This is a genomic window from Paraburkholderia caffeinilytica, from assembly GCF_046030355.1.
GTDB lineage: Bacteria > Pseudomonadota > Gammaproteobacteria > Burkholderiales > Burkholderiaceae > Paraburkholderia > Paraburkholderia caffeinilytica_B.
Genome location: NZ_JAQQCQ010000025.1, coordinates 27,512 through 45,598 on the forward strand (window position 1 = coordinate 27,512; position 18,087 = coordinate 45,598).

At 59.3% G+C, this 18,087-nt stretch carries 16 protein-coding genes, 2 tRNA genes and 2 pseudogenes; 10 read left to right on the plus strand and 10 right to left on the minus strand.

The genetic code is table 11. The annotated features are described in order from the left end of the window. Nucleotides 1-8: 8 nt before the first annotated feature. The 3 genes from PQQ95_RS29595 (at nucleotide 9) to PQQ95_RS29605 (ending at nucleotide 1,689) form a co-directional block, all read left to right on the plus strand. Nucleotides 9-596 (plus strand): BPSL1445 family SYLF domain-containing lipoprotein, encoded by a 588-nt coding sequence (locus PQQ95_RS29595; protein WP_408444037.1) that lies wholly within the window; start codon nucleotides 9-11, stop codon nucleotides 594-596. Nucleotides 597-660: 64 nt separating this feature from the next. Continuing rightward, nucleotides 661-807, plus strand: coding sequence for a DUF3096 domain-containing protein (locus PQQ95_RS29600; protein ID WP_074288095.1), 147 nt, complete (start codon nucleotides 661-663; stop codon nucleotides 805-807). Between the two features lie 69 nt (nucleotides 808-876). Further along, nucleotides 877-1,689 (plus strand): PRC-barrel domain-containing protein, encoded by an 813-nt coding sequence (locus PQQ95_RS29605; protein ID WP_408444040.1) that lies wholly within the window; start codon nucleotides 877-879, stop codon nucleotides 1,687-1,689. 100 nt (nucleotides 1,690-1,789) lie between these two features. Here PQQ95_RS29605 and PQQ95_RS29610 read toward each other — a convergent pair whose 3' ends face one another. Then, nucleotides 1,790-2,509 (minus strand): Crp/Fnr family transcriptional regulator, encoded by a 720-nt coding sequence (locus tag PQQ95_RS29610; protein ID WP_408444043.1) that lies wholly within the window; start codon nucleotides 2,507-2,509, stop codon nucleotides 1,790-1,792. 192 nt (nucleotides 2,510-2,701) lie between these two features. Further along, nucleotides 2,702-2,878, minus strand: coding sequence for a CsbD family protein (locus tag PQQ95_RS29615; RefSeq protein WP_408444047.1), 177 nt, complete (start codon nucleotides 2,876-2,878; stop codon nucleotides 2,702-2,704). A 256-nt stretch (nucleotides 2,879-3,134) separates the two neighbouring features. Here PQQ95_RS29615 and PQQ95_RS29620 point away from each other — a divergent pair, with 256 nt between their 5' ends. Further along, nucleotides 3,135-3,374 (plus strand): hypothetical protein, encoded by a 240-nt coding sequence (locus PQQ95_RS29620; RefSeq protein ID WP_408444049.1) that lies wholly within the window; start codon nucleotides 3,135-3,137, stop codon nucleotides 3,372-3,374. Here PQQ95_RS29620 and PQQ95_RS29625 read toward each other — a convergent pair. From PQQ95_RS29625 to PQQ95_RS29635, 3 genes are all read right to left on the minus strand, one after another. Then, entirely contained in the window at nucleotides 3,371-4,309 is a 939-nt protein-coding gene (locus PQQ95_RS29625) for a lysylphosphatidylglycerol synthase transmembrane domain-containing protein (RefSeq protein WP_408444052.1), read from the minus strand. The two genes, PQQ95_RS29620 and PQQ95_RS29625, sit on opposite strands and share 4 nt — an antisense overlap. A gap of 317 nt (nucleotides 4,310-4,626) precedes the next feature. Next, complete coding sequence (locus PQQ95_RS29630; protein WP_408444055.1) at nucleotides 4,627-5,151, minus strand: universal stress protein; 525 nt, start codon at nucleotides 5,149-5,151, stop codon at nucleotides 4,627-4,629. A gap of 64 nt (nucleotides 5,152-5,215) precedes the next feature. Further along, a complete protein-coding gene (locus PQQ95_RS29635; RefSeq protein WP_408444057.1) occupies nucleotides 5,216-5,488 on the minus strand; it encodes a hypothetical protein in 273 nt (90 codons plus the stop codon). A gap of 302 nt (nucleotides 5,489-5,790) precedes the next feature. Here PQQ95_RS29635 and gad point away from each other — a divergent pair, with 302 nt between their 5' ends. From gad to PQQ95_RS29655, 4 genes and pseudogenes are all read left to right on the plus strand, one after another. Next, nucleotides 5,791-7,176 carry a glutamate decarboxylase gene (gene gad, locus PQQ95_RS29640; protein WP_408444060.1) on the plus strand — a complete coding sequence of 462 codons (1,386 nt, stop codon included), beginning with the start codon at nucleotides 5,791-5,793 and terminating at the stop codon, nucleotides 7,174-7,176. Between the two features lie 27 nt (nucleotides 7,177-7,203). Further along, nucleotides 7,204-8,724 carry an amino acid permease gene (locus PQQ95_RS29645; protein WP_408444063.1) on the plus strand — a complete coding sequence of 507 codons (1,521 nt, stop codon included), beginning with the start codon at nucleotides 7,204-7,206 and terminating at the stop codon, nucleotides 8,722-8,724. Between the two features lie 33 nt (nucleotides 8,725-8,757). Further along, nucleotides 8,758-8,910, plus strand: a pseudogene (locus PQQ95_RS29650) (DnaJ domain-containing protein); the annotation flags it as partial. Nucleotides 8,911-8,925: 15 nt separating this feature from the next. Continuing rightward, nucleotides 8,926-9,066: pseudogene (locus PQQ95_RS29655) on the plus strand (chaperone modulator CbpM); the annotation flags it as partial. 10 nt (nucleotides 9,067-9,076) lie between these two features. Here the strand turns inward: PQQ95_RS29655 and PQQ95_RS29660 are convergent. The 3 genes from PQQ95_RS29660 to PQQ95_RS29670 all read right to left on the minus strand — a co-directional run bounded on the left by PQQ95_RS29660 (nucleotide 9,077) and on the right by PQQ95_RS29670 (nucleotide 11,356). Beyond that, a complete protein-coding gene (locus tag PQQ95_RS29660) occupies nucleotides 9,077-10,366 on the minus strand; it encodes an NRAMP family divalent metal transporter (protein WP_408444066.1) in 1,290 nt (429 codons plus the stop codon). A 42-nt stretch (nucleotides 10,367-10,408) separates the two neighbouring features. Beyond that, nucleotides 10,409-10,960, minus strand: a complete 552-nt coding sequence (locus PQQ95_RS29665; RefSeq protein WP_408444068.1) for a general stress protein — start codon at nucleotides 10,958-10,960, stop codon at nucleotides 10,409-10,411. A 78-nt stretch (nucleotides 10,961-11,038) separates the two neighbouring features. Further along, nucleotides 11,039-11,356: a hypothetical protein gene (locus PQQ95_RS29670; RefSeq protein WP_408444071.1), complete on the minus strand. Its 318-nt coding sequence runs from the start codon at nucleotides 11,354-11,356 to the stop codon at nucleotides 11,039-11,041. 919 nt (nucleotides 11,357-12,275) lie between these two features. On the opposite strand from PQQ95_RS29670, the gene PQQ95_RS29675 reads away from it, so the two are divergent. Further along, complete coding sequence (locus PQQ95_RS29675; RefSeq protein ID WP_408444073.1) at nucleotides 12,276-14,480, plus strand: OsmC domain/YcaO domain-containing protein; 2,205 nt, start codon at nucleotides 12,276-12,278, stop codon at nucleotides 14,478-14,480. A gap of 251 nt (nucleotides 14,481-14,731) precedes the next feature. Here PQQ95_RS29675 and PQQ95_RS29680 read toward each other — a convergent pair. Both PQQ95_RS29680 and PQQ95_RS29685 read right to left on the minus strand, forming a co-directional pair. Then, nucleotides 14,732-14,818, minus strand: a tRNA-Leu gene (locus PQQ95_RS29680). Between the two features lie 261 nt (nucleotides 14,819-15,079). After that, a tRNA-Leu gene (locus PQQ95_RS29685) sits at nucleotides 15,080-15,166 on the minus strand. Between the two features lie 304 nt (nucleotides 15,167-15,470). Between PQQ95_RS29685 and rnr the strand changes: the two genes are divergently transcribed. After that, nucleotides 15,471-17,987 (plus strand): ribonuclease R, encoded by a 2,517-nt coding sequence (gene rnr / locus PQQ95_RS29690; RefSeq protein WP_408444076.1) that lies wholly within the window; start codon nucleotides 15,471-15,473, stop codon nucleotides 17,985-17,987. Nucleotides 17,988-18,087: the final 100 nt, after the last annotated feature.

Here is an 18,087-nt window from a genome sequence, read left to right on the forward strand (position 1 = left end):
AGGCCATCATGCTACGAAGGAAATTTCTATTCACGACACCCGGTTCGATCCTCGCAATCGGGCTTGCGGTGTCAGGTTGCACGACGACAAGTCCGTCCGACGCGAGCGGTGCACAGATGGACAAGCGGCACAGCATCGACGCCGGCGTGGACTCGACTTTGGGGCGTCTCTACAACGCTGCAAACGGATCGCGCGAACTGGTTGCAAAGGCCCGTGGGGTACTGGTGTTCCCGTCCGTTATTGATGCCGGCTTCGTCATAGGCGGCCAGTATGGCGAGGGCTCGCTGCGGGTCGGCGGGCGTACCGTCGGATACTACAGCACAGCAACGGGTTCGATCGGCTGGCAAGCCGGTGCGCAGTCAAAGGCGATTGTCTTTCTGTTCATGACGGAAGAATCGCTGGCGAAATTCCGTAACAGCGAAGGCTGGTCGGCGGGCGGCGATGCGTCGGTGGCGTTGCTGAAGATCGGTGCGAACGGCAACGTCGATACGGGTACGGCAACCGGTCAGGTGGATGCGTTCGTGTTGACCAACAGTGGGCTGATGGCGGGCGCGACGTTAGACGGCACGAAGGTCAGCCGGCTCAAAACCCTGTAACGCGAGCGGATCGGGGCTCGCATACGGCGCATGGCGCATGGCGGGTGCGAGCGAGGAGGGAATCATGCATATGCTCACAAGTGCCGGCCCACTGGTCTCATTGATTGCCGGCATCCTGATTCTTGTGGTGCCACGTCTGTTGAACTACATCGTGGCGATCTATCTGATAGTGATTGGACTGCTGGGACTTTTCGGAAGCCACATTCATTGAACACACGTTTTCCATCTGGGAGACGACGCGGCGAATCGGCTGCCACGAAGCAGAAACGGAGTATCGAACATGCTGCGCAATATAGAGTTTTTGCAGGGATCCACCGTGAAGGCACTTGACGGCGACGTCGGAACCGTCAAGCAAGTCTATTTCGATGACGAAGCGTGGGGCGTTCGCTATCTGGTGGTTGAAACAGGCGACTGGCTCAGGGACCGGCAGGTGCTGATTTCGCCGTATGCCGTTTCTCACTCGGATCCTGGATCAAGTGCCGTGCACGTGAAACTCACGCGGCAACAGGTACGCGACAGTCCGAATATCGACGCGCATAAGCCCGTCTCGCGCCAGCATGAGATCCAGTACCTGCGGTACTACGGCTATCCGACGTACTGGGGCGGCGCAAACGTCTGGGGTATGGGTGCCTATCCCGCCTTCGACGGACTCTCTGCGACGGCGGCTTTGCCATTGGGCGCTGTTCCGGTTGTCGACCCGGACCCCGAAGCCGATGAGCCGCCGGCGGACACGCATCTGCGTAGCACAGAAGCGGTGAAGGGTTACCACATCGAGACGATCGACGGCACCATCGGTCACGTTTCCGGCTTCATCTTCGACGATGAAGCCTGGGTCATACGCTATCTGACGGTCGATACGCGCAACTGGTGGCCTGGCGGCAAGGAAGTCCTGCTGGCGGCAGAATGGATCGACTTGATCGACTGGTTCGGCGCAACCGTTTCCACGACGCTGACGCGCGATGCGATCAAGCACAGTCCGGCGTACGACGATGCGATTCCAGTCGATCGGGATTACGAAACGGCACTGTACGAGTTTTACGGCAGGCAGGGGTATTGGTCGAAGGAGAGAGGGCTTTGCCGGGTGAGCGAATGACCACACCGTGAGCACCGATGCCAGCCGGAGGAAATCTGACCTTTACCTTTACGGGTCGCAGGCCTTCAGGAAAGTCCGTGACCTGTTTGTCTTTCCCATGCTAGATCGCGCGCAGATCGGGCAACAGCCGGTCAAATTCGCGTCTGACGACGCCGTAACATTCGCAGACGCGCTTCTCCAGGCCAGGCCTATCCAGCACCTCGATATGGCCATAGCTGTAGCGGATCAACCCTGCATCCTGGAGCTTTGTGGCGGCTTCGGTCACGCCGGGGCGGCGCACACCGAGCATATTGGCGATCAGTTCCTGGGTCATCTTCAACTGGTTGGACGGCAATCTGTCAATGCTCAGGAGCAGCCAGCGGCACAACTGTTGATCGATCGAGTGATGCCGGTTGCAGACGGCGGTTTGCGCCATCTGGGTAATCAGCGCCTGAGTGTATCGAAGCAGCAGCCGCTGAACGGGACCGGCACGATGGAACTCTTCCTTCAGGACGCGTGCGTCCAGCCGGTAGGCGTGGCCTGCGCTTTGCACAACGGCGCGGCTGGGGGTGGTTTCTCCGCCCATAAAGAGCGCGATACCGACGAGCCCTTCGTTACCGACAATCGCTATCTCGGCGGACGCGCCATCTTCCATGACGTAAAGCAGCGAGATGATGGCGGTGATGGGGAAATAGACGTGATCGAGGCGGTCGCCGGATTCGTATACCACCTGTCCCAGCGGCATATCGACCGGCATGAGATGCGGTTCGATCCGCTTCCACTCTGCCTCCGGTAAGACCGATAGCAGGTGATTCTCTTTGGGGTGATGTGATTTTGACATCGCCGCTCCTCGACATGCTTGTGCGATCCGGTTAACCCTTACCCTATTATAGGGCAGCGCTACCAGACGCTGCACTGAGGTAGCGAAACATCAGTTGGATTAAGCATCCGCGCGTTTTGTGAAGTACTGGCTCCTCAAGAGTCGGCTTGGCGTTGCCGGCCGCATGGATACAACTGGCGGCGGGCGTCGAGGTTATAGACGTTTCTTCAAACGCGCCTTTGCATCGCCGTAAGACGCCTGTGTTTTCCCGATGACCTGCTCGATGCGGCCCTTCCAGGTGATGGTTCGGTTGCCGACGGCCTTGCCAAGACCGGCGCGCAGCTTTCCGAAGTGTTCTCTGACCCACCCCTGTATCTGATCCTTGTTCATTATCTGGCTCCCCGAGCGCTGTATCTATGGAAACAGGATGAGGTAAATGGTCAAAGCAGTCGGTACGGCAGCGGACGGCAGCCATGATGCCGGTGTCCCGACAATAGGGAGCGCGATGATATTTGATGCCGGTACTCCGCCGTACCGACTTTCGGCCACTGAGCGAGCACCGTCAGGGCAAGCTCCTGTGTTTCTCAAACACAGCGATTGAGCGAGATTGCCGGAAAGTTTTTTATCATCGGAAGAAGTCCGTGTCATGAACTTATCAGGAAAGGTGAACGATGACGGCTGGACGGTCACGGCTTGCGCACACGCAAGCGGCACTGAGTTCGGCTGTCTGACAGGCACGAGCGTTGCCGCGCCGGATGGCGTGGTCGTGCGTGAATTCAGCCACGACCGAACCGTCTGCACGCCGCGGGAGGCTGTGCTGGATAGTTTGAAGCTGGACATGTCGTGGGTGGGCTTGATCGCCTCGAATACGATCTGCGGCGCCTAGCGGCGCCGCATTTCCCGGCGTGCCAACAAGATGCCGGGCAGCATCGGCAACCAGAACGTCAGGGCGCGCAACAGAAGGGTGGCGGCGAGCGCCGCTTCCACTGACACGCCAAGCAAACTCAGCATCCCCACAGAGGTGGCTTCGAAGGTTCCCAGGCCGACCGGAATGGGACCGATAGTGGCCACCATCGACGCGATGATGAAGCTCACGAACACCACCCAGAGCGGCGGCACTTCGCCGATCGCGTTGAACGCAAGCCAGAGCGTCAAGGCATCGAATGCGAAGATGGCCAGTTGCAGTCCCACGGTCTGCAACAGCAGGCGCGGGCTGCGTAGAAGGTGAGTGGGCGCGTCGGTCAACTCCTGAAGCAGCGTAGTGACGCCAAAGCACTTGCTGAGCCATACGACTGGCGCACGTTGGCCCCATTGTTTGAGTCCCAGCACGACAGCCGGCACCGCCACCGTCACGGCCACGAAGATCGCCACGCCGGCGATCAGCGCCACGTTCAGCCGATGCTGAGCCCACAGCACACTGGCGCTTGCGAGCACTACGAACAGATAAGCGATGTTGTAAGACACCAGGCCGGCCAGCATGGCGGCCATCGCGATGCCCGCAGGGACGAGCCGGCCGGTCAGGCCGCGCACCACCAGCATCGTGCCGCTGATGCCGCCGCTCGGCAGCACCTGATCGGTAAAGACCTTGGCGATGCCGAGCGGAATCAGGGTGCGCAGAGAGAGTGGATGACCGGCCTGGCGCAAGGCCGCGTGCCAGACGAACGCCGCGCTGATATAGGTGCAGGACTGAACCGCAAGCGCGACCAGCATCCAGGCCGGACGCGCCGAGCGGATCAGTGCGGCCATTTTTTGCAGCGAGCCGAGGTGAAGCACCACCAGAATAACGGCGAGAAAACCCATCAGTCCAATGATCCAGAACATGAGTGAGCGCAGCCGCGATGTTTTGCCGAGCAACCCAGGAGCGATGTGCACGAGGCCCGTCTCGGCGACAGGCTTCGTTCCGGGCAGCAAGGCGCCGCTTCCCGGCATAAGCGGGGGGCGGACGGAGCGGGGTTGCGGAGTGCTCATGGGATGGGATGCGATTGAAGGTGCCGCAAGAGGTCGAGCCGTGCGGATTCCGCACGCGGATAATAGAGGCGGTCGGCCTTCCTGCTACCTTCGAGCATGCTGCAGACACGCACGCGCAGAAGGTGATCATCACGGCATAGCCGTTTCGCCGCAACCCTACTGCTGCTGCTTTAGCTCGGCATCTCAACCGTCGCGGCGGCAACGTCGGCGTGGCCCGGTTTGGCCGACTCTATGTGCGTGGTTTGCGTTTGGCGGCTCGGCACCAGCAACACTGGGCAGTTGGCACCGCGCACCACGCGCTCGGCGACGCTGCCGAGAAACAGACGCCTGAAGCCGCGCCGGCCGTGCGTGCCGAGCACCAGCAGGTCTGAGTTGAAGTCGTTGGCCGTGATGCGGATGCGCTCTGAAATATCCTCGCCTACTGGCGCGACATCCACCATCCGTGGCGTGCCGGCTACCTTTTCGTATTTCATCCGCGCCAGTGCGTCGGCCAGCAAGCGCTGGCCTTCTTCCACGAACGCGTCACGCAGGATCGTTGGATCGTAGCCGGAGGCGTCGTACGCCATCAGCGGGTTGTCGACGACATAAAGCGGTTGCAATTGCGCACCGCTCTCGCTGGCGAGTTGTAAAGCGGCAGCGAATGCATGTTCAGATGTTTCGCTGCCGTCGATCGCTACAAGAATGTGTTTATACATATCGACCTTGAAGCGTTCGTTCGTTCGGACGGCGGCCGCCGTCGCGGGATTGAAATGCGTGAACTCACAGCGCGGCAGCTTGAACCTTGCCGTCGACGATGTCCTTGCCGAACTGCATGGCAAGGTCGATTGCCTCGTCGAAAGTGGCGGGGCTCACAGCGTCGAATACGGTCGAGTAGCGTCGCGCATCCATTTCGTTCAAGGGGATGGTGTCGATTCGCACCACCGAAGAAAAGCGCCGCGCACCCTTGGCATAGGGATCGCCGAAAGGCGGGAATTGCTGGTGAGCATAGGCACGTAACTCGTGTCCGTTGTATGTCGCTGTGGGGATGATCATGATGACGGGCTCCTTGACGAACTTTTTTCCGCTGGGCCCGGATATCAACGACGTAGCGACGGCGTTACAGACGATCGGAAACAGCACAGTGAGTAGCCCTACCATGCGCTCAATATCAGCGTAATGCAATGAACAAATCACTTGGGATGCCGCAATGCAGTACGGCACCGTACCGACTTCGATTGGTCCTGCGCGCACTGTGGCTGCGGAAGTTCTACCGTCTATCCAGCATCACCAGGCCATTCGCTCAGGTGTTCGTTCACGAACCCGCCGCGTTCGATTCAAGCAAGGAGTGTTACGCCATGACGTTTCTCAAGTCCCCACCCTCTACACCCGACGCCGTCGCCGACGAATACGCTGCGACGATTTCCGGTTCTTCGCTCGCGAAATACCGGATTCCGGAGACATCGTCTGACCGCCGCGCCGTATTCGACCTGGTGCGCGACGAATTATTCATGGACGGCAACTCACGGCAGAACGTCGCGACGTTTTGCACCACTTACGCCGACGATGAAGTTCGGCGCCTGATGGATCTTTCGATCGATAAGAACATGATCGACAAGGACGAATATCCGCAAACCGCTGAGATAGAGATGCGCTGCGTGCATATGCTCGCCGATCTGTGGCATGCCACGAAGTCGTGGAAGACTACCGGTTGCTCGACGACGGGTTCGAGCGAGGCCTGCATGCTCGGTGGTCTCGCGCTCAAGTGGCAGTGGAAAAAGCGCAGGGAAGCGCAAGGCAAGCCGACTGACAAACCGAACTTCGTCTGCGGACCGGTGCAGGTGTGCTGGGCGAAATTCGCGAGGTACTTCGATGTCGAGATGCGCCAGGTGCCACTCGGCGGCGACGCGACTGGACTGCGGCCAGAAGATCTGGCCCAGTATTGCGACGAAAACACGATCGGTGTCGTGGCCACACTTGGCATCACGTTCACTTGCGTCTATGAACCGGTGAAAGCGCTGGCGGGCGCGCTCGACGCCTTGCAAGCCAATCTCGGACTCGATATTCCTATTCACGTCGACGCGGCCAGCGGCGGCTTCGTCGCGCCGTTCATTCAGCCGGACCTCGAATGGGACTTCAGCGTGTCGCGCGTCAAATCGATCAATGCGTCGGGTCATAAATACGGGCTCGCGCCGCTCGGGGTCGGTTGGATAGTGTGGCGCAGCACACAGGACCTGCCCGACGAACTGATCTTCCGCGTCGATTATCTGGGTGGCGACATGCCGACGTTCGCGCTGAATTTCTCTCGGCCGGCCGGGCAGATCATTGCGCAGTACTACATGCTGCTGCGCCTGGGCCGTGAAGGCTATCGACATATCCAGCAGGAGTGTGCCGACACCGCGCAAGCGCTGGCCGACGGTCTGGCAAAGATCGACGAACTGGAGATGATTTACGACGGGCGCGGTGCGTTGCCGGCTGTCTGCTACAAGCTGAAGCATCCAGAAACGGCAGGCTTCACGCTATTCGATCTGTCCGATCAGGTACGCATGCGCGGCTGGCAGATCGCCTCGTACAAGCTGCCGGCCGGACGCGAGGAGACCATCGTACAGCGCGTGCTGATCAGGCGCGGTGTCACGCGCGACATGGCGGCGATGCTGCTTGAAGACATCAAACATGCAATTGCTCATCTGACGAAGAACCCGGTGCTGCATTCGACCGCCGGTCCTACCTTCCACCACGATTGACGTCGTCTGCTCATAGGAGCGCCTGAAATGGACAACACCGTCACCTCCGCGGCACCGCCGCCGGCCGCGGCTACCGCACAACGCGGCAAATACCTGAGCGTCACCTCGATCGGTCTGATGACGGCCGCCGCCGTGGTCACCAGTTTGCGCGGACTTCCTTTGCTGGCGAAGGAGGAGATGACGATGTTCGTCTATCTCGCATTTACCGTTGTTTTCTATCTGATCCCCGCGTCGCTGATTTCGGCTGAACTGGGCGGCGCTTTTGCGGACCGGCGCGGGGGTATCTATACGTGGGTCGCGGAAGCGTTCGGCACACGTTGGGGTTTTCTTGCGATCTGGCTGCAATGGATTCAGAACGTCGTATGGTTTCCGGTCGCGCTGACGTTCGGTGCGGCGGCGCTCGCGTACACGATCGGCCGCCCGGAGCTGGCGAAGAACGGCGTCTACGTCGGGATATTCTGCATCGTCGCATATTGGCTCGCGACGTGGGTCGTGCTGCAAGGCGTGGAAGTTTTCGCGAAGATCGCCAACTGGACCTTCGTGATCGGCACCATCGTGCCGGGCGTCGTGCTGCTTGCGCTGCTCGGCTACTGGATCAGTAGTGGCCACCCGCTCGGCTGGCAACATCTGAACGATGCCGCACTGTCTCAGAATGGCCATGCCCGCTTCTGGCCAGCGATTCACGGCTTCGGCACGATCTCGTTTCTCGCCGGCATCGTGTTGCTGTTTGCCGGCGTGGAGGTGCAAGCGGTTCATGTGATCGACATGCGCAGTCCGAGTCGCGGTTATCCGGCGGCCATTGGACTGGGTGCGCTCATTTCGGTGCTGATCTTCGCACTTGGGGCATTGCCGATCGCGGCAATCCTGCCGTACGAGAAGATCTCGCTGCAGTCCGGCGTGTTCGACGCGTTTGGCGCCGTGCTTGCGGAAATCTGGCACATGAACTGGGCGGTGTCGGCCCTGTCGCTGCTGGTCGGCGTCGGCGCAATCAGTGGCGTGTTGGCCTGGCTGGGCAGTCCGTCGCGCGGCCTGCTCGAGACCGCGCACGAGGGTGAGTTACCGCCGATCCTTCAGGTGAAGAATCGTAAGGGCATGCCCACTCATATCCTGCTGGTGCAAGGTCTGATCGTGACCGTCATTTCCTGCTTCTACTTCGTGATCCGGGATGTATCGGTAGCGTTCTTCCTGATTTCCGCGATGACGATCGCGCTTTACCTGATCGCCTACATGTTGATGTATGCGGCGGCGATCCAGTTGCGCTATTCCGTACCCGCTTTGCCGCGGCCCTTCACGGTGCCGGGGGGATTAGCCGGCATGTGGCTGACGGCCGGCATCGGCTTTGCCGGCGTGCTGTTCAGCTTCGTGGTGTCGTTCTTCCCGCCGGACCAATTGCCGGTCGGCTCGCCATGGCTTTACACGGGGCTGGTCGTCCTCGGCATCGTCGTCTTCGCGGGCATTCCGTTGATCATCCACCACGTGCGCCGCAGCGACTGGTCAAGTGTTCATGACGCGCCGCTCGGTCGTCCCGCCGTGATACCGCTGAAATAGGAGCGCGCGCGGTCTTTCTCATAGGTCTTCGATATGAAATATAAAAACTATTACGAAGTGCTGGGATTGCCGCGCAGCGTGACGCAGGACGATATCAGGCGTACGTATCGCAAGCTCGCTCGCCAATATCATCCGGACCTGAGCAAACTCGACGACGCGGAGCCGCGCTTCAAGGAGGTCGGCGAGGGCGATGGTCCGCACTTCGACGGCGTCTCATTGCGCCGCGCTCGCAAGGCTCGCCATCTCGCGCCGGGTCTCGAGATCAACGCTGCGGGCATCGCACTCGCACTCGATCTGCTTGATGAAATCGCAGTCTTGCGAGCGCAGTATCTGAGGCGATAGGGCGGTTCCCTCACGCAACCCAGGTGATACCCATTGCCACGACCGTTGCGGCCATCACGCCGGTAGCAATCCAGCCGAGGATACGTAGTGCGGGCGGTAGCGTAAAACCGGACATGATGCGGGCACGCATCGAGAGATGCATCATGACGATCATCACGGGCACCGCGACGATACCATTGAGGACTGCGCTCCAGTAGAGCGCCTTGACCGGATCGATTGATGTGAAGTTCAGGCCGGCACCGATTGCCGTCGCCATGGCGATCACGCCATAGAACGCCTTAGCTTGTGACGGCAGGCGCGCAAGGCCCACTCGCCATGCGAACAATTCGCCTACCGCATATGCGCCTGATCCGGCCAGCACGGGCAGTGTCAACAAACCGGTGCCGATAATGCCGGCGGCGAACACAACGAACGTGAATGGTCCTGCTATGGCACGCAGCGCTTCCGCGGCCTGAGCCGAAGTCTGAATATCAATGAGGCCGTGGGCGTGCAAAGTCGTCGCCGTCGTCACGACGATGAAGAACGCGATCATATTTGAGAGCGCCATGCCGAGGTAGGTGTCGATGCGAATCCGCGCAAACTCCGCGGGCGCTTCCCATGGCGCGTGGGTCAACGGATGCGCGCCGGGTCGTTCCTTTTCGTCTTCGACTTCCTGCTCTGCCTGCCAGAAAAACAGATAGGGGCTAATTGTCGTGCCCATGACCGCCACGATGGCGACGAGGTAATCCGGCTTGACGGATAGCGGAGGCAGTAAGACAGCCCAGCCCACCTGATCCCACGGAACTTTGACGGCAAAGGCGCAGATCACATAGCTGAACAGCGACAGGCACAGCCATTTGAGAACCGACACATAGCGAGCATAGCGCGTGAACACTTCCAGTACCACCGACAGCAGCCCGAATCCGCACACATAGAGTAACGCCGGGCCTGGGATCAGCAGTTTGAGCGCCGCACCCATCGCGCCGAGGTCCGCACCCAGGTTGATGATGTTCGCGACGAGCAGCAATCCGACTACGCTGGTCGACAACCAGCGCGGATAGTGCTCACGCAGATTGCCTGCGATGCCGCTGCCGGTGACCCGCCCAATGCGCGCGCTGATTTCCTGGATCGCCGCCATTAACGGATAGCTGAACAGGAGTGTCCACGCGAGGCCATAGCCGAATTGCGCACCGACCTGCGAATACGTCGCGATACCGCTCGGATCGTCGTCCGATGCGCCGGTGATAAGGCCGGGGCCCATGACCTGCAGAAGTTTTGGGCGAGGCGGTTGCTTGACCGGTTCGCGGGTGAGCGTATCCATGAACGGGGTACTCCTCGTAGCCGGCGACGCCGTACCGGCCCCTCAGGCCGTTTCGGATGTGACAGGCTCGATGGGTGTGACGCCTTCGTGCGAATCGAGACGCGCCGGTTGATGGGTCGCGAGAACAGCTTTTGCGCGTGCCATGTCATCCGGCGTGCCGTGGGCCATCACGATGAATCCATCGGCTTTGATGGCGGCCTCGTAGTGGACCACGCTTTCCTTCGGCAGCCCCGCATTGACGAGCGTTGCGCCCAAAGCACTGAGGGTGCCGACAACAACGGCCCCTTCGACCGCAGACACGATGACAACGGCGAGATGGCCCAGCACCACGATCGGGCCGAGCACCGGAATCGTCAGAAACACGCCGCCCATCAGCAGGCCCCACAGGCCGCCCCAGAAGGCCCCGTACTTGCCCCACATCTTCATGCGATCACCGATCGTGTAAAGACCGACGATCTTTTCCTCGGTGTGATAGCCCTTGCCGACCACGCTGAAATTCTTCATATCGAAGCCGCTGTCTATCAGCTTGCGCACGGCGGCATCGGCTTTATGGTGGTCATCGAAGACCGCGATTACGACGTCATAGGGAGTCATGCGATTGGTCCTTGAAAGGATAAAAGGTATGCAAAGTATTGCGCCCTTCACAATGAGATCTGGAAGTGCGGTTCTACGCTATTTCAGATTGTTGAGCTCGGCACGTGCAAGCGTCTCAGCCGATTCCCATGCGACATCTTCATGCTCGAAGAAAGTATCGAGTTTGATGACGAATTCATTGCTCGTTGATGCGCCTTTCGGAACGATACGCACGCTCGCCACCCAACCATCGGCGATATGATCTCTTACGCTCATGTGCGCGTCGTGTGTCTTGCTTGAGATGATTCTGTCTGTCATGGCGCCACCTGTCTGATTTTCAAAGCGACGCGAGACCTGAGAGCACCACACCGAATACCGGAAGCGATCCGGACGTGCTCCAGATGAAGGTTCGTCCAAGCATGATTTCTTTCCACTGGTCGACGGTAGAAGACACGCTACGCGCACGCGCGGCAGAAAGCGGTACGACAACGTACAGAGTTTTGTATATGTTCAAACGCACAATCCACGTCGATCGTCACGGGACTTTCCTGATGACGAGTGGGCACTCGTCCGGCCCCGACGGGTTTGACTGGAAGACCAACGCAAGTCGAATGTCTCCGGAATGGTCTGCGACGGGGAGAGATACGAACGGTCTGGCGCAGGAAATCTTGCATAGATCAGCCGACCGGTTCCCGGTCCTGACAAAAAAGACATCCGCGCGATGGTGGGGGCGGTCGCGGGCATGGTAGGTCACAATTCTTTGGTCGAGTTCGCTGAACGACGGACTGTCGCCGAACCGGTGCCCCAAAACGCTATGGCATCACTGCCTAGGTCGCACCCTTCCAGGGGGGGCGAACGGCTGGAGTTGAAGATCGTGGCACCGACGGGCTCCCTCTGGACTGCATTGGAAAGAGCCTGAGGTATGGCCTTCACACATCGTCTTGAGATGCCCGGCGAACTTCGCCGTTTTTCAGCTAAAGCGGGCGTGAATGCTCCGATGCAATCTGTCCCATGCTGATAACCGCCGACTGGATTTTTCGGTATCACTGACGGTACCTTCGCTGTCCGAGCGGGTGGAAACGCCGTCTCCACGAGGGTTCAGCCCTTCGATTGACGATCGAGTGGGAGTAGAATTCCCGCCGGGAAACATTATTTGCCAGTTGATCGACTATTAAGGCCCTATTTTTATAGAGTTTTATATTCTGGATTGCCGCGTGGTAGTTCTCGCATTCTGGAGAGTGTTGGAGGAACGCGTGGCGTTTCAGTTTGGTGCCACTGAACTCGGCGACGAATAATAGCGGCTGCATCATTTTGAGCACCATTTTTAGGATTCACCATGGAAATTAAAGTCAACTTTCTCGACAAGCTTCGTCTCGAAGCCAAGTTCGATGACTTCACGGTAGTGGCCGACCAGCCTATCCGTTATAAAGGCGATGGTTCGGCGCCTGGTCCCTTCGATTATTTTCTGGCCTCATCGGCTTTGTGTGCAGCTTACTTTGTGAAGTTGTACTGCGTGAATCGCAATATTCCCACGGAAAATATCCGTCTGTCGCAGAATAATATTGTCGATCCGGAAAATCGGTACCAGCAGATTTTCAAAATTCAGGTCGAGTTGCCGCCGGATATCTCGGACGCAGACCGCCGCGGTATTTTGCGCTTTATCGACCGCTGTACGGTAAAAAAAGTGGTGCAAGCCGGGCCCGAGTTTGTCATTGAAGAGGTAGAAAACCTGGATGCCGATGCTCAGTCGTTGCTGACGTTGGCGCCGGCTTCTGACGCCAGCACTTATATCGTGGGTAAAGATCTGCCGCTGGAGCAAACCATTGCCAATATGTCCGGCATTCTGGCGGGCCTGGGCATGAAGATCGAGATTGCTTCGTGGCGCAATATCGTTCCCAATGTGTGGTCGCTGCATATTCGCGATGCGCACTCGCCGATGTGTTTTACCAATGGCAAGGGAGCGACCAAAGAAAGCGCGTTGGCGTCGGCGTTGGGAGAGTTTATCGAGCGCCTGAATTGCAATCATTTCTATGGCGGTGCGTTTTGGGGCGAAGACATCGCCAATGCGGCGTTTGTACATTATCCGAACGAGCGATGGTTCAAGCCTGGCGCCAAGGATGCATTGCCGGCTGAAATTCTGGATGCGTACTGCCTGGAAATTTATAATCCTGACGGCGAATTGCATGGCTCGCATCTGTACGACACCAACTCCGGCAATACGGAGCGCGGAATCTGTTCGTTGCCGTTTGTGCGGCAGTCGGACGGCGAAGTGGTGTACTTTCCCTCCAACCTGATCGAAAACCTGTTCGTCAGCAATGGCATGAGTGCCGGTAATACGCTGGCCGAAGCGCAGGTGCAATGTCTGTCCGAAATTTTTGAACGGGCGGTCAAGCGTGAAATTCTGGAAGGTGAAATCGCGTTGCCCGATGTGCCTCACGAAGTGCTGGCGAAATACCCCGGTATTCTGGCCGGAATTCAGGGCCTGGAAGAGCAGGGCTTTCCGGTGCTGGTAAAGGACGCATCGTTGGGTGGAACCTACCCGGTGATGTGCGTCACATTGATGAACCCACGGACAGGCGGTGTCTTTGCCTCGTTCGGCGCGCACCCCAGCTTCGAGGTGGCGCTGGAACGGAGTCTGACGGAATTGCTGCAGGGGCGCAGTTTTGAAGGCCTGAACGATTTACCTCAGCCTACCTTTGTCAGTAATGCCGTGACTGAACCCAATAACTTTGTTGAGCACTTCATTGATTCCAGCGGTGTGGTGTCGTGGCGCTTTTTCAGCGCCAAAGCGGATTTCGAGTTTGTCGAGTGGGATTTTTCTGGCCAGGGTGAAAACTCCAATGCCGAGGAAGCCGCAACCTTGTTCGGCATTCTCGAAGACATGGGCAAAGAGACGTACATGGCAGTGTATGACCAGCTCGGCGCCGTAGCCTGCCGGATTTTAGTGCCCGGTTATTCGGAAGTTTACCCGGTAGAGGATTTGATCTGGGATAACACCAACAAGGCGCTGTTGTTCCGTGCCGATATCCTGAACTTGCATCGCCTGGATAATGCTGGCCTGGCAGCATTGCTTGAGCGGTTGGAAAACAATGAACTCGATGAGCATTCCGATATTGCCACTTTGATCGGCATCGAATTTGACGAGAATACGGACTGGGGGCAGCTAACCGTTCTCGAGTTGAAGCTGCTGATTCATCTCGCCTTGCAGCAACTCGAGGAGGCGCAAGAACTGGTGGGAGCCTTCCTGCAGTACAACGACAACACGGTCGAGCGCGGACTGTTTTATCAGGCATTGAATGTGGTGCTGGAGGTGCTGCTCGATGACGACCTGGAACTGGACGACTATGCGGTCAACTTTCGCCGGATGTTTGGCGACGCCCGGATGGACGCGGTAATGGGGTCAGTGGACGGCAGCGTGCGTTTCTATGGGCTCACGCCAACGAGTATGAAGCTGGAAGGGCTCGATAGGCACCACCGCCTGATCGACAGTTACAAAAAATTGCACAAGGCGCGGGCCAAGGTGGCGGCTGCAGCGAGTTAGGGTTGCGAGTTATGGCTGGGGCGATGATGCCGTTCCATCCCCCAGCGCAAATGCATTTTCGATAGCCGGGCGAGCATCTGTGCCGGTGTGCATCAGTGTTGATGCCGCTGGCGTGGATGGTCAGATAGGAAGGGCAGGTTGTCAGCGGAACGCAAGAGATCGGTAGAAAACAAAAAACCCCGTAAGACTTTAATCTTACGGGGTTTCTCGAACTACTTCGGCTTATGTTGAAACTATGCCGGAACAACTGTTGGTGCCCAGGAGAGGACTCGAACCTCCACGGTGTTGCCACCGCTAGGACCTGAACCTAGTGCGTCTACCAATTCCGCCACCTGGGCACGTCTTCAAGCTAGACCGCTATTTTAGCGTGATGATGCAGCGTGTCAATCCCTACATGCAAACAAACTATCGCTACATCAGCCGCCCGGTTGGGTTGTGCAGCGGAGCAAAACCTCACCGCACAATCACTACCAACTTACGTTGGCGTAACCGTCCTGCCAACCCCGTAATCCGCTCGAAAAACCAGAACCGGATCACATGGCCTCACACAAAAAGTAAAGCCGCCGATGTGAAACATCAGGCGGCTTTACTTTTGAATCTGGTGCCCAAGAGAGGACTCGAACCTCCACAGTGTTGCCACCGCTAGGACCTGAACCTAGTGCGTCTACCAATTTCGCCACCTGGGCAGGTGATGAACAGCAAAGAACGCCATTATAGCGACAGATTCATGGCTGTCAAGCGTTTCTCAAAAGTCGCTTAAACATCGCCGCAGCGAGCCTGCATGCGCCTCACAGCGACTATTGACGGGCCGCGTGGCGCGCAAGACGGGTGTTAGAATGCCTCGCAGTAGTTCGTTGGCACGGTGCACACGCCCGTCGGACTCAGACTTGAACGAGCCGGACCCGAGCAGTTATTCCAGTGCAATCGCAAGTGCAACTTAAGCGCAACCTGAACGCCTCTTAAGCCCAGCCACATCGCCGACCGACGTCCATGCAACGAGAAAAAATCATCGACAAGCCCTTGAGCAAATTCCCGTATCCGATCCCGAGCCGCGAAGAAATCCTGGGCGTCCTGCGCACGAGCGAAGCGCCGCTTGCCGCGAACGACATCGCCGAAGCCCTGTCGATCAAGCGCCAGGAGCGCGAAGGATTTTTCAAGCGCTTAGGCGCCATGGAGCGCGACGGCCAGATCCGGCTCGATCAGCGCAATCTCTACCAGCTGACCCATCCGTCGAACTTCGTCGGGGGCCGCGTGCAGGGCCATCGTGACGGCTACGGTTTTCTCATTCGCGACGACGGTCAGGACGATCTGTTTCTGCCCACCGGCGAAATGCAGAAGGTCATGCACAACGATCGCGTGCTCGCGCGCATTGTCGGCTATGACCGGCGCGGCCGGCCGGAAGGGCATATCGTCGAAGTCACGGATCGCGCCAACAAGCGCGTGATCGGCCGTCTGCTCAACGAAAACGGCGCGCTGATCGTCGCGCCTGAAGACAAGCGCATCGGCCACGACATTCTGATCCAGCAGAACACCAAGAAGGCCAAGGTCGGCCAGGTGGTGGTGGTCGAGCTGACCGATTTCCCGAGCCGTCACTCGCAGCCGCTCGGCCGCGTGGTGGAAGTGCTCGGCGATATCGACGACCCCGGCATGGAAATCGAAATCGCGGTGCGCAAGTACGGCGTGCCGCACGAGTTCAGCCAGGCCGCGCTCGACGAAGCCGCCAGGCTGCCCGACGAAGTCCGTCCGGTCGACGCGCGTCATCGTATCGATCTGCGCGACGTGCCGCTCGTCACGATCGACGGTGAAGATGCCCGCGACTTCGACGACGCCGTCTATTGCGAGCCGGTTCAGGTCGGTCGTGGCGAAGGTTTCCGCCTGATCGTCGCGATCGCGGACGTCTCGCATTACGTACACCCGAAGAGCGGGCTCGACGCCGACGCGCTGGAACGCAGCACCTCGGTGTACTTCCCGCGCCGCGTGATTCCGATGCTGCCGGAAAAGCTGTCGAACGGATTGTGCTCGCTCAATCCGCATGTCGATCGTTGCGTGCTGGTGTGCGACATGATCGTCACCGCGCGCGGCGAAGTGAAGGCGTATCAGTTCTATCCCGGCGTGATCAATTCCGCCGCGCGCCTGACTTATACCGAAGTCGCCGCGGTGCTGAAGAACACCAAGGGCCCGGAAGCCGCACGCCGCGCTGCCTTGCTGCCGCAACTGCAGAATCTCTACGGCGTCTACAAGTCGTTGTTCGCCGCGCGCCAGAAGCGCGGCGCGATCGACTTCGATACGACCGAGACGTACATCGTCTGCAATGCGCAGGGCAAGATCGAACAGATCATTCCGCGCACGCGCAACGACGCACACAAGCTGATCGAGGAATGCATGCTGGCCGCGAACGTCTGCGCGGCCGACTTCCTCAAGCGCAACAAGCACCCGGGTCTGTTCCGCGTGCACGCCGGGCCGACCGCCGAGAAGCTCGAGAATCTGCGCACCTTCCTGCGCGGCATGGGCCTCTCGCTCGCCGGAGGCGACAAGCCGCACGCCAGTGATTACGCCGCGCTGATGGCGCAGATCCGCGAACGGCCTGACGCGCAGATGTTGCAGACCATGCTGCTGCGCTCGATGCAACAGGCTGTTTATAGTCCGGACAACATCGGCCACTTCGGCCTCGCGTACGAGGCGTATGCGCACTTCACGAGCCCGATTCGCCGCTATCCGGACCTGCTCACGCACCGTGCGATCTACGCGATTCTGCAAGGCCGCAAGTATCAGCCGGAACCGCCGCAAGGCGTCGAATTGAATACGGCGCTGTCGCCGCGCGCCCGCGCGATGCAGCAGGCCGACGAGGAAAAACACGGCGTTCGCAACAAGTCGAAAGACGTGGCGATCTGGGAAGAACTCGGTCTGCATTGCTCGGCGAATGAACGCCGCGCAGACGAAGCCTCGCGCGACGTGGAAGCCTGGCTCAAGTGCTACTTCATGCGTGACAAGCTGGGTGAAGAGTACGGCGGCATGGTGAACGGCGTCACGTCGTTCGGCATTTTCGTGCAACTCGACTCGCTCTTTATCGAAGGCCTCGTGCACGTCACCGAGCTGGGCTCGGACTACTTCCAGTACGACGAGATCAAGAACGAGTTGCGCGGCGAGCGTACCGGTATTCGCTACCGTCTGTCGGATCGTGTGCGGGTGCAGGTGAGCCGCGTCGATCTCGATGCGCGCAAGATCGACTTCCGCCTCGTGCGCGATACGCCGATCAAGCCGCCGGCAGGTCGCCCGGCGCTCGCCGACAAGGCATCCGGCGAAAGCGGCGGTGCACGCGTGCGCTCGTTGCCGCCGGTGGACGGCGGGGCAGGTGGCGCGGGAGCGCCGGGTGGCCGGCGCAAGAAGGCCGCGCCGGCGCAAACCGCGGCCGTCAAGGAAGCGCGCGCGGCACGCGGCGCGGCGAAGAAGCACGGTGGCGCGCCGGCCAAGTCGGCATCGAAACCGCAGGCCCGCAAGAAGCGCTGAAGTCGCATGACGGCTTGAACCGCGCGCAACCGGTACGTTTCAATGTACCGGTTGCGCGCGGTCTTCGTTTCATCGCAATCAAGTCAGGTAGCGAGACAAG

Coding starts and splice junctions, on each gene's coding strand:
- PQQ95_RS29645 (WP_408444063.1), top strand. CDS start 7,204: ATGGACAACACCGTCACCTCCGCGGCACCGCCGCCGGCCGCGGCTACC.
- PQQ95_RS29605 (WP_408444040.1), top strand. CDS start 877: ATGCTGCGCAATATAGAGTTTTTGCAGGGATCCACCGTGAAGGCACTT.
- PQQ95_RS29610 (WP_408444043.1), bottom strand. CDS start 2,509: ATGTCAAAATCACATCACCCCAAAGAGAATCACCTGCTATCGGTCTTA.
- PQQ95_RS29675 (WP_408444073.1), top strand. CDS start 12,276: ATGGAAATTAAAGTCAACTTTCTCGACAAGCTTCGTCTCGAAGCCAAG.
- PQQ95_RS29615 (WP_408444047.1), bottom strand. CDS start 2,878: ATGAACAAGGATCAGATACAGGGGTGGGTCAGAGAACACTTCGGAAAG.
- PQQ95_RS29665 (WP_408444068.1), bottom strand. CDS start 10,960: ATGACTCCCTATGACGTCGTAATCGCGGTCTTCGATGACCACCATAAA.
- PQQ95_RS29595 (WP_408444037.1), top strand. CDS start 9: ATGCTACGAAGGAAATTTCTATTCACGACACCCGGTTCGATCCTCGCA.
- PQQ95_RS29600 (WP_074288095.1), top strand. CDS start 661: ATGCATATGCTCACAAGTGCCGGCCCACTGGTCTCATTGATTGCCGGC.
- PQQ95_RS29630 (WP_408444055.1), bottom strand. CDS start 5,151: ATGTATAAACACATTCTTGTAGCGATCGACGGCAGCGAAACATCTGAA.
- PQQ95_RS29660 (WP_408444066.1), bottom strand. CDS start 10,366: ATGGATACGCTCACCCGCGAACCGGTCAAGCAACCGCCTCGCCCAAAA.
- rnr (WP_408444076.1), top strand. CDS start 15,471: ATGCAACGAGAAAAAATCATCGACAAGCCCTTGAGCAAATTCCCGTAT.
- PQQ95_RS29625 (WP_408444052.1), bottom strand. CDS start 4,309: ATGTTCTGGATCATTGGACTGATGGGTTTTCTCGCCGTTATTCTGGTG.
- PQQ95_RS29620 (WP_408444049.1), top strand. CDS start 3,135: ATGAACTTATCAGGAAAGGTGAACGATGACGGCTGGACGGTCACGGCT.
- gad (WP_408444060.1), top strand. CDS start 5,791: ATGACGTTTCTCAAGTCCCCACCCTCTACACCCGACGCCGTCGCCGAC.
- PQQ95_RS29635 (WP_408444057.1), bottom strand. CDS start 5,488: ATGATCATCCCCACAGCGACATACAACGGACACGAGTTACGTGCCTAT.